Origin of the sequence: Mycobacterium sp., assembly GCF_044342925.1 — a bacterium.
In the GTDB taxonomy this organism is placed as follows: domain Bacteria; phylum Actinomycetota; class Actinomycetes; order Mycobacteriales; family Mycobacteriaceae; genus Mycobacterium.
This window is the reverse complement of the sequence record NZ_JBIIOV010000019.1, coordinates 19,491-29,389: the sequence shown is the minus strand read 5'-3', so window position 1 is coordinate 29,389 and position 9,899 is coordinate 19,491. Positions and strand designations below refer to the sequence as shown.

Below are 9,899 nucleotides of genomic sequence, written 5' to 3'. Positions count from 1 at the left end.
GATCACCCTGTTCTCCGGTGGCGCGCTACTGCAGTTGTCGGTGTTCGCGGTGGGCGTGATGCCCTACATCACCGCCAGCATCATCGTGCAGCTGCTGACGGTGGTCATTCCGCGTTTCGAGGAGTTGCGTAAAGAGGGTCAGGCCGGCCAGGCCAAGATGACGCAGTACACCCGCTATCTGTCGATCGCGCTGGCCGTTCTGCAGGCCACCAGCATCGTTGCGCTGGCGGCCAACGGCGGCCTGCTGCAGAACTGCTCGGTGGAGATCCTCGAGGACAAGGCGATCTTCAACCTGGTCGTCATCGTGATCGTCATGACCGCCGGTGCCGCCCTGGTGATGTGGATGGGCGAGCTGGTGACCGAGCGCGGCATCGGCAACGGTATGTCGCTGCTGATCTTCGCCGGTATCGCCGCGGCGATCCCGGCCGAGGGTAAGGCCATCCTGGACACTCGCGGCGGCCCGGTGTTTGCTGCGGTCTGTGGTGCGGCGCTGCTGATCATCATCGGTGTGGTGTTCGTCGAGCAGGGACAGCGCCGTATTCCGGTGCAGTACGCCAAGCGCATGGTGGGCCGCAAGATGTACGGCGGCACCTCCACCTACCTGCCGCTGAAGGTCAACCAGGCCGGCGTCATCCCGGTTATCTTCGCGTCGTCGCTGATCTACATCCCGCATCTGATCACTCAGCTGATCCAGAGCGGCCGGGGCGGCCCCGGAAACGGCTGGTGGGACCGCTTCGTCGCCGACCACCTGACCAACCCGGCCGACCCGCTCTACGTCGCGATCTACTTCGGCCTGATCATCTTCTTCACCTACTTCTACGTGTCGATCACGTTCAACCCCGAAGAGCGCGCCGACGAGATGAAGAAGTTCGGCGGGTTCATCCCGGGTATCCGGCCTGGCAAACCCACGGCCGATTATTTGAGCTACGTGCTGAACCGGATCACTCTTCCCGGCTCGATCTACCTCGGTGTCATCGCTGTGTTGCCAAACTTGTTCCTTCAGGCCGGCAATAGCGGTAGCGTCCAAAACCTGCCGTTCGGCGGGACCGCGGTGCTGATCATGATCGGCGTGGGCCTCGACACGGTGAAACAGATCGAAAGTCAACTGATGCAGCGCAACTACGAAGGGTTTCTGAAGTGAGAGTCGTCCTGTTGGGACCGCCGGGGGCGGGCAAGGGAACGCAAGCGGTTAGAGTGGCCGAGAAGCTCGGCGTCCCGCATATTTCGACCGGGGAGCTGTTCCGGCAGAACATCAAGGCCGGGACACCGTTGGGTCTGGAGGCCCAGAAGTACCTCAGCTCCGGCGACCTGGTCCCCACCAGCCTGACCAACGACCTGGTCGACACTCGTCTGGACGATAAGGACGTCGCCGGCGGTTTCGTCCTGGACGGCTTTCCGCGCAATGTCGAGCAAGCCGCGGCGCTGAACGAGATGCTGAAGCGCCGTGGTCTCAAGCTGGACACCGTGCTGGAGCTGCGGGTGCCCGAGGAGGTTCTCGTCGGTCGCCTGATGAGCCGGGGACGGGCCGATGACACCGAAGACGTCATCCGCAACCGGTTCAAGGTGTACCGCGACGAGACGGCCCCGCTGTTGGACTTCTACACCTCGGAGTTGAAGACCGTGGATGCGGTCGGCGACCTCGATGAGGTGTTCGCGCGGGCGCTCGAGACGCTCGGCCGCTGACCTTGCATGGTCTCTTTGCCCGGATTGCGAGGCCGTAAGACTGTTCCCGCCCGTACCCCGGGTGAACTCGACGCGATGGCGGCTGCCGGTGCGGTGGTCGCCGCCGCGCTGCGCGCCGTCCAGCAGGCTGCGGCGCCGGGGGTTTCCACCAAGGATCTCGACGACGTCGCTGAGACCGTCATCCGGACGGCCGGGGGCACCCCGTCGTTCCTGGGCTATCACGGCTTCCCGGCCAGCATCTGCTCGTCGGTGAACGACCGCGTGGTGCACGGCATCCCCGTCGCCACCGAACTGCTCACCCACGGCGATCTGGTGTCCATCGACTGCGGCGCCATCATCGACGGATGGCACGGGGACGCTGCGGTCACCTTCGGTGTCGGTGCGCTGATCCCGGCCGATCAAGCGCTCTCGGATGCCACCCGGCAGGCCATGGAGGCCGGTATCGCGGCGATGCTGCCGGGAAATCGGCTGACCGACGTCTCCCATGCCATCGAACTCCGCACCCGTGCGGCCCAGGAGGCGCATGGGCGCCGCTACGGCATCGTGGAGGGCTACGGCGGGCACGCCATCGGCCGGCAGATGCACATGGAGCCGTTCCTGCCCAATGAGGGTCAGCCGGGGCGCGGACCGCTGCTGGCCGCCGGTTCGGTGCTGGCCATCGAGCCGATGCTGACCCTGGGCACCACCCGGACCAAGATCCTCGACGACGAGTGGACCGTGGTCACCACCGACGGATCCCGCGCCGCGCACTGGGAGCACACCGTCGCCGTCACCGACGACGGTCCGCGCATCCTGACGGTCTGAACCGTCCGGTGGCAGCGGGCGATATTGCCGGTGGCGCCCGTGAAACCGATATGCAGATGATCGGCGAATCCCAGCGCCAAGAGACGCCGCGAGGGCAGGTGCCGGGATTGCGCGGCACTCAACGGCATCCGTTGGTCGACCACGGCGACATCCAGGCTGTTTCCGTCGAAGGAAACCTCGACGCTCACGTCGCTCGGGCTGGTCGAGGCGGCTTCGCGCATGCGGCACTCCCGGATCAGCTCTTCCACCACGACCTGGAAGCGGGTGGCCCGTTCGGCCTCGAAGCCTTTGCTCACTGCGCAGGCCCGCACGGCAGCCCCCGCCGACTCCACTGATGCGGCGTCGGTCAGCAGGATGCGCACCTCGGGGGCCGCGATCGTGCTCGGCATGTTGTTCCTTCACCGGGTCTGGCTTTGCCTGGGCGATACTAGACGCTGTGGACCCCATCGCCGTCGCGCGGGCAAACTGGCAGCGTGCGGGCTGGAGCGACGTCGCCGACGGGATGGTGGCTGTGACCTCCGTGATGCGGGCGCACCAGATCCTGCTGGCGCGGGTGGAGAACGCGCTGCGCCCCTACGACCTGAGCTTCTCCCGATTCGAACTGCTGCGGCTGCTGGCCTTCAGCCGGACCGGGGCGTTACCCATCACCAAGGCCTCCGACCGACTGCAGGTGCACGTCACCAGCGTCACCCACGCCATCCGGCGGCTGGAAGCCGACGGCCTGGTCGAGCGGTTGCCGCACCCCACCGACGGCCGTACCACCCTGGTGCGTATCACCGATCTGGGCCGCTCGACGGTCGAGGACGCCACGGTGACCCTCAACGAGCAGGTTTTCGCCGACACCGGGATGACCGATCAGCAGGCCGGCGCGTTGGTCCAAGCCATTGAGGCGTTGCGGCACAACGCCGGCGACTTCTAACGCCGGCGACTTCTAGCCCTTACGCAGGGTCTCGATGACCGCGCTGAAATCGAGCCCGGCGTGCTGCTCGGCGAAATTGGCGTAGATCTGCGCCGCGTGGCTGCCCAGTGGCGCCGAGGCTCCACTGGATGCGACAGCGTCCATCGCCAGTCCGAGGTCCTTGTTCATCAACGCCGTGGCGAACCCTGGCTTGAAGTCGTTGTTGGCCGGCGACGTCGGAACCGGGCCGGGCACCGGGCAATTCGTGTGCACCGCCCAGCAGTTGCCGGTCGCGCCGGTGACCACGTCGAACAGCGACTGCGCCGACAGGCCGAGACTCTCGGCCAGCACGAAGGCCTCGCCGACGGCGATCTGCTGCACCGCCAGCAGCATGTTGTTGCACAGCTTGGCAGCCTGCCCGGCACCGGAGTCGCCGCAGTGAATGATCTTGCCCGCCATGGCATCCAGCACCGGACGGGCTCTCTCCAGGGCTTGCGCCTCGCCGCCGACCATGAAGGCGAGGGTGCCGGCGAGGGCGCCCTTAACCCCGCCGGAGACCGGCGCATCGAGCTGGGCGAAGCCCCGCTCGACGGCGTACGCGTGAATGCTGCGGGCGTCGTCGACGGAGATGGTCGAGCTGTCGATGAACAACGCCGCCGGGGTGGCGACCGGCATCACCTCGCCGTAGCACTCCTTGACCAGGGTGCCGTTGGGCAGCATGGTGATCACCACATCGGCACCGGCCACCGCGGCGGCCCCCGTGTCGGCGACGGCGACTCCCTTATCGGTGGCGGCCTGCCGGGCGGCCGGTACGGGGTCGAAACCCTGCACCGTGTAGCCGGCGTTGACCAGGTTGCCCGCCATCGGCGTGCCCATGTTTCCCAGCCCCAGGAACGCGATCGTCGTCATGGTCGTCTCCTTCGAGTTCGTCTGATTCACACGCCGGTTCGGCGCGGGTGGCTCACGCCTGATTGCGGACGCGCGTTGCCTCGGAACGGCCGATCACCACGCGCATGATCTCGTTGGTGCCCTCCAGGATTCGGTGCACCCGAAGATCGCGGACGATCTTCTCCACGCCGTACTCACGTAGGTAGCCGTAACCGCCCAGCAGTTGCAGTGCGCTGTCGGCCACGTCGTAGCAGGAGTCGGTGACGTAGAGCTTGGCCATCGCGCACAACGTCACCTTGTCGGGCTCGTCGTCGTCCAGCGCGCTGGCCGCCCGCCACAGCATCAGCCGTGAGGTCTCCAGGGAGGTGGCCATATCGGCCAGGGTGAACCGGATCGTCGGCTCGTCGATGAGCGCACTGCCGAAGGCCTGCCGGTCCACCAGGTAACTCGCGGCCTTGTCGTAGGCGGCCTGTCCGCCGCCCAGCGAGCAGGCGGCGATGTTCAGCCGGCCGCCGTTCAGGCCGTTCATCGCGATGCCGAAACCGGTGCCCTCGGCTTCCGGGCCGCCCAGCAGCGCGTCGGTGGGGACCCGGACACCTTCCAGGATGACCTGCGCGGTGGGCTGGGCGTTCCAGCCCATCTTCTCCTCGTTGACTCCGAAAGTCAGCCCCGGCGTTCCCTTTTCGACGATGAACGCCGAGATGCCGCGTGGACCGTCGGCGCCGGTACGGGCCATCACCACATAGACGTCCGAGACGCCCGCGCCCGAGATGAACTGCTTGACGCCGTCGAGCACGTAGTGGTCGCCGTCACGAACGGCCTTGGTGCGCAACGCCGCCGCGTCGGACCCGGCTCCGGGCTCGGTCAGGCAGTAGCTCGCGATGAGTTCCATCGACGCCAGCCGTGGCACCCACGACTTGCGCTGTTCGGGGGTGCCGTAGGTGTCGACCATCCAGGCGCACATGTTGTGGATCGAGATGAACGACGAAATCACCGGATCGGCGACCGCCAGTTGCTCGAAGATGCGCACCGCATCCAGCCGGCGCAGGCCGCTGCCGCCGACGTCCTCGCCGCAGTAGATCGCGCCCATGCCCAGCTCGGCGGAGTCCCGCAGCACGTCGACCGGGAAGTGTTTGGTCTTGTCCCACTCCAGGGCATGCGGCGCAAGGCGTTTGGCGGCGAAGGCGGCGGCGGTCTCGGTGATGACCCGCTCGTCGTCGTCCATGGTGGTGAAGTTCATCTCGCCGGCCCTACTTCATCGTCGGGATGACGAATTCGGCGCCATCCTTGATGCCCGACGGCCAGCGCTCGGTGATGGTCTTGACCTTGGTGTAGAACTGGATCGCCGCCGGCCCGTGCTGGTTGAGGTCGCCGAAACCGGAGCGCTTCCAGCCACCGAAGGTGTGGTAAGCCACCGGAACCGGGATCGGGACGTTGACGCCGACCATGCCGACCTGAACCCGCGAGACGAAGTCGCGGGCGGTATCGCCGTCGCGGGTGAAGATCGCCACCCCGTTGCCGTACTGGTGCTCGTTCGGCAGCTTGAGCGCCTCTTCGTAGTTCTTGACCCGCACGATGCACACCACCGGTCCGAAGATCTCGTCGGTGTAGATGGACATGTCGGTGGTGACGTGGTCGAACAGGCTGGGCCCGATGAAGAAACCGCCTTCGAGGCTTTCGTCGCCGAAAGTCAGTTCGTCACTGCCCTTTTCGCGGCCATCGACGACGAGCTCGGCACCGGCGGCCACGCCGGCGTCGATGTAGCCGCGCACCCGCTCCAGGGCGGCCTCGGTGACCAGCGGGCCGTAGTCGGCCTTGGGGTCAAGGCTGTGTCCGACCCGCAGGTGTTCCACCCGCTCGGCCAGCCGTGCACGCAGGCGGTTCGCCGTCTCGTCTCCCACGGCGACCGCGACGCTGATCGCCATGCAGCGCTCACCGGCGCTGCCGTAGCCGGCGCCGATCAGCGCGTCGACAGCCTGCTCCAGATCGGAGTCGGGCATGACGATCATGTGGTTCTTGGCGCCGCCGAAGCACTGCGCGCGCTTGCCGGCCGCCGCAGCACCCGAATAGATGTACTGGGCGATATCGGAACTGCCGACGAAGCCGTAGGCCTTGATGTCGGGATGGGCCAGCAGCGCGTCGACCGCCTCCTTGTCACCGTTGACGACCTGGAAGACGCCCGGCGGAAGCCCGGCCTCGAGGAACAGTTCGGCCAGCCGCATCGGCACCGACGGATCGCGCTCGGAGGGCTTGAGGATGAAGGCGTTGCCGCAGGCCAGCGCCGGGCCGGCCTTCCACAACGGGATCATCGCCGGGAAGTTGAACGGGGTGATGCCGCAGACCACGCCGAGGGGCTGGCGAATCGAGTACACGTCGATGCCGGGGCCGGCGCCCTCGGTGAATTCGCCCTTCATCAGATGCGGGATGCCGGTGGCGAATTCGATGACCTCGATGCCGCGCTGAATGTCGCCCAGGGAGTCGGGGACGGTCTTGCCGTGCTCGATGGACAGCATCTCGGCGAGCTCGTCGGCGCATGTGTTGACCAACTCGATGAACTTCATCAGCACCCGGGCCCGCTTCTGCGGGTTCCAGGCCCCCCACTCCCGCTGCGCCTCGACCGCGGCGGCCACCGCGGTGTCGACGTCGGCCGCTGAGGCCAGCAGTACCTTGGCCTGCACCGCTCCGGTACTGGGGTTGAACACGTCCGCGGTGCGGGTGCTGGCCAGCGGGGTGCGCCGACCGTTGATGAAGTGGGGGATCTGTGTAGTCATGAGGCTGCCTTCGGGCCGAAACGGGGGATTACTTGCATATCCTAGTACATAGTCCTGCCTGCGCCAAGAGCGTCAACTCCGGGGCAGTCCGGCGATGACGTCGCAGGTCTGCTCCCAGGTCGGCAGCAGCCCCGCCGCGCGCACCTCGGCCAGCGACGGCGCGGCCGCGTCGCGGTCGGAGAGCGCCAGGCGCGAGGCGGGCAGCGGCCACTGGATTCCGATGGCCGGATCCGTCGCCAGGATGGTGTGCTCGCGCTGCGGTGTGTAGGGGGAGGAGCACAGATACATCACCGTCGAGTCGTCCTGTAGGGCCAGGAACCCGTGCGCCAGGCCCTCGGAGAGATACACCGACCTGCGGGTGATGTCGTCGAGCAGCACCGAATCCCACCGGCCGTAGGTCGGCGAGCCCACCCTGATGTCGACGACGACATCGAACACCGAACCCCGCACGCAGGTGACGTACTTGGCCTGACCGGGCGGCAGTTCGGCGAAGTGCAGACCCCGCAGCGCTCCGCCGGCCGACACCGAACAGTTGGCCTGACGGACGTCGAGCCGGTGCCCCGTCATCGCGGCGAACCTGTCCTCGGTGAACCACTCGAAGAACGTCCCGCGGCGGTCCGGATGCAACGCCGGGGTGATCTCCCAGGCTCCGGGGACGGCCAACTCACGCCACGTCGTGGTTGTCGCCGTCATATCACTGAGCACATTGCGCGTAGCGGGCCTCGACGTCGTCCTTCAAAGGGCCCCACCACCATTCGTTGTCGCGGTACCAGGCAATCGTGGTCCGTAGGCCCTCGGCGAAGTCGGTGCGCTCCGGCGTCCAACGTAATTCGTCGCGCAGTTTCGAGGCGTCGATCGCGTACCGCAGATCGTGTCCGGCCCGGTCGCGCACGTGGTCGAAGTCGTCGGGGCCGGCCCCCATCAGTTCGAGGATCATCCGCAGCACCGACAGATTGTCGCGCTCGCCGTCGGCGCCGACCAGATAGGTCTCCCCGCTCACCCCGTCGTCGAGGATCCGCCAGATCGCGCTGTTGTGGTCGTCGACGTGGATCCAGTCCCGCACGTTGGCGCCGGTGCCGTAGAGCTTGGGGCGACGGCCGGTCAGCAGGTTGGTGATCTGGCGGGGGATGAACTTCTCGACATGCTGGAACGGTCCGTAGTTGTTCGAGCAGTTCGAAATGGTGGCGTCGATGCCGTAGGACCGCACCCAGGCCCGGACCAACAGGTCCGCCGAGGCCTTGGTCGCCGAATAGGGGCTCGACGGGTTGTACGCGGTGGCCTCGGTGAATCGCAGCGCGTCGTGCAGTGGCAGATCGCCGTAGACCTCGTCGGTGGAGATGTGGTGCAGCCGGACGCCGTGCCGGCGGACGGCCTCCAGCAGCGAAAACGTCCCGACGACGTTGCTGTGCACGAAGCGGGCGGGGTCGGTCAGGGATTTGTCGACGTGCGTTTCGGCGGCGAAGTTGACCACCGCGTCGGACTCGGCGACCAACCGGGCGACCAGGGCGGAATCGGCGAGGTCGCCCTCGACCAGCCGGATCGAGTCCTGCACGCCGGTCAGCGACGAGCGACTACCCGCGTAGGTGAGCGCGTCCAGTACCGTCACCGCCACCCCGGGACGCCGCTCGACGGTGCGACGGACGAAGTTGGCTCCGATGAAGCCGGCTCCGCCGGTCACCAAGAGCCGCATCGGCCCACCTTATCGGGCGATGCCGCCCATTTTGGAGAGCGCGCACCAAACGGGTATCGTGGAGCAACGGTGCGGTAATCGCGCCGGCTCTTTGCGTGTCAAGTCCTTAGAACTTCTGCCAAGTCTTTCTGGCGGGCTCACGTTTTGCAGTCGGGGCGAAGGCTGCCCCATCACACAACGCATGGATCTAGTGAGGCTATGGGCAAGAAAGACGGCGCCATCGAGGTCGAGGGCCGGGTGGTCGAACCTCTGCCCAATGCGATGTTTCGCATTGAGTTGGAGAACGGCCATAAAGTGCTCGCGCACATCAGTGGCAAGATGCGGCAGCACTACATCCGCATCCTGCCCGAGGACCGGGTGGTGGTGGAGCTCTCTCCCTACGACCTGACCCGCGGCCGGATCGTGTACCGCTACAAGTAACAGCCCAGAACCACCACCAGGAAGAACAGGATCAACACGCCGTGAAGGTGAACCCGAGCGTCAAGCCGATCTGCGACAAGTGCAGGGTGATCCGCCGGCATGGGCGGGTCATGGTGATCTGCACCGATCCCCGCCACAAGCAGCGGCAGGGCTGAGTCAGGGCCTCCTCAAGCACCTGGCCGGCCCCGGCGCACGTAACAACTGAATGCAGACCTCCCAGCACCACCACCCTGCCCGGCGCGACAGCGCCAAGAGATCGACTTAGTGGCGGGTGACCACGTCCGGAACGGAGGCCGGACCCCGAAGGCCACACGCCGACGGGAATGGTCTGGGATCGACACCTCCGCATAGAAGAAGGAATACAGCCCTGTGGCACGTCTAGTGGGCGTGGATCTCCCGCGCGATAAGCGCATGGAGATCGCGCTGACCTACATCTACGGCATCGGCCGTACCCGCTCCCAGGAGATCCTGGCAGCCACCGGTATTGACCGGGATCTGCGCAGCAAGGACCTGACCGACGATCAGCTGACCCAGCTGCGTGAGTACATCGAGGCCACCCTCAAGGTGGAGGGCGACCTGCGCCGTGAGGTGCAGGCCGATATCCGTCGCAAGATCGAGATCGGTTGCTACCAGGGCCTGCGGCACCGCCGCGGCCTGCCGGTGCGCGGCCAGCGGACCAAGACCAACGCGCGCACCCGCAAGGGTCCGAAGCGCACCATCGCCGGCAAGAAGAAGGCTAAGTAAC

Annotated in this window: 13 protein-coding genes; 8 read left to right on the top strand and 5 right to left on the bottom strand. The window is 66.6% G+C overall.

Annotated features, from left to right (window positions below; all coding sequences use genetic code 11):
- From secY to ADBZ6I_RS03865, 5 genes are all read left to right on the top strand, one after another.
- On the top strand, positions 1-1,141 hold a 1,141-nt coding region (gene secY, locus ADBZ6I_RS03885), incomplete at its 5' end, for a preprotein translocase subunit SecY (protein WP_526381044.1).
- On the top strand, positions 1,138-1,683 hold the full coding sequence (locus ADBZ6I_RS03880) for an adenylate kinase (RefSeq protein WP_526381042.1): 546 nt from the start codon (positions 1,138-1,140) through the stop codon (positions 1,681-1,683). The genes secY and ADBZ6I_RS03880, both read left to right, overlap by 4 nt.
- A gap of 6 nt (positions 1,684-1,689) precedes the next feature.
- The gene (map, locus tag ADBZ6I_RS03875) at positions 1,690-2,487 is read left to right on the top strand and encodes a type I methionyl aminopeptidase (protein ID WP_526381040.1); all 798 of its coding nucleotides are present in this window, start codon (positions 1,690-1,692) and stop codon (positions 2,485-2,487) included.
- An 8-nt stretch (positions 2,488-2,495) separates the two neighbouring features.
- Positions 2,496-2,822 (top strand): hypothetical protein, encoded by a 327-nt coding sequence (locus ADBZ6I_RS03870; RefSeq protein ID WP_526381038.1) that lies wholly within the window; start codon positions 2,496-2,498, stop codon positions 2,820-2,822.
- An 89-nt stretch (positions 2,823-2,911) separates the two neighbouring features.
- The gene (locus ADBZ6I_RS03865; protein WP_526381052.1) at positions 2,912-3,406 is read left to right on the top strand and encodes a MarR family transcriptional regulator; all 495 of its coding nucleotides are present in this window, start codon (positions 2,912-2,914) and stop codon (positions 3,404-3,406) included.
- Between the two features lie 12 nt (positions 3,407-3,418).
- Here ADBZ6I_RS03865 and mmsB read toward each other — a convergent pair whose 3' ends face one another.
- The 5 genes from mmsB to rfbB all read right to left on the bottom strand — a co-directional run bounded on the left by mmsB (position 3,419) and on the right by rfbB (position 8,734).
- Positions 3,419-4,294 carry a 3-hydroxyisobutyrate dehydrogenase gene (gene mmsB, locus ADBZ6I_RS03860; protein WP_526381036.1) on the bottom strand — a complete coding sequence of 292 codons (876 nt, stop codon included), beginning with the start codon at positions 4,292-4,294 and terminating at the stop codon, positions 3,419-3,421.
- A gap of 52 nt (positions 4,295-4,346) precedes the next feature.
- Positions 4,347-5,498, bottom strand: a complete 1,152-nt coding sequence (locus ADBZ6I_RS03855; RefSeq protein WP_526381050.1) for an acyl-CoA dehydrogenase family protein — start codon at positions 5,496-5,498, stop codon at positions 4,347-4,349.
- Between the two features lie 25 nt (positions 5,499-5,523).
- A complete protein-coding gene (locus ADBZ6I_RS03850; RefSeq protein ID WP_526381034.1) occupies positions 5,524-7,044 on the bottom strand; it encodes a CoA-acylating methylmalonate-semialdehyde dehydrogenase in 1,521 nt (506 codons plus the stop codon).
- A 72-nt stretch (positions 7,045-7,116) separates the two neighbouring features.
- Complete coding sequence (rfbC, locus tag ADBZ6I_RS03845; protein ID WP_526381032.1) at positions 7,117-7,737, bottom strand: dTDP-4-dehydrorhamnose 3,5-epimerase; 621 nt, start codon at positions 7,735-7,737, stop codon at positions 7,117-7,119.
- A gap of 1 nt (position 7,738) precedes the next feature.
- A complete protein-coding gene (gene rfbB, locus ADBZ6I_RS03840) occupies positions 7,739-8,734 on the bottom strand; it encodes a dTDP-glucose 4,6-dehydratase (protein ID WP_526381030.1) in 996 nt (331 codons plus the stop codon).
- 198 nt (positions 8,735-8,932) lie between these two features.
- Between rfbB and infA the strand changes: the two genes are divergently transcribed.
- From infA to rpsM, 3 genes are all read left to right on the top strand, one after another.
- A complete protein-coding gene (gene infA, locus ADBZ6I_RS03835) occupies positions 8,933-9,154 on the top strand; it encodes a translation initiation factor IF-1 (RefSeq protein ID WP_213516935.1) in 222 nt (73 codons plus the stop codon).
- A 41-nt stretch (positions 9,155-9,195) separates the two neighbouring features.
- Entirely contained in the window at positions 9,196-9,309 is a 114-nt protein-coding gene (gene rpmJ, locus ADBZ6I_RS03830) for a 50S ribosomal protein L36 (protein ID WP_025737541.1), read from the top strand.
- Between the two features lie 214 nt (positions 9,310-9,523).
- On the top strand, positions 9,524-9,898 hold the full coding sequence (rpsM, locus tag ADBZ6I_RS03825) for a 30S ribosomal protein S13 (RefSeq protein WP_526381028.1): 375 nt from the start codon (positions 9,524-9,526) through the stop codon (positions 9,896-9,898).
- Position 9,899: the final 1 nt, after the last annotated feature.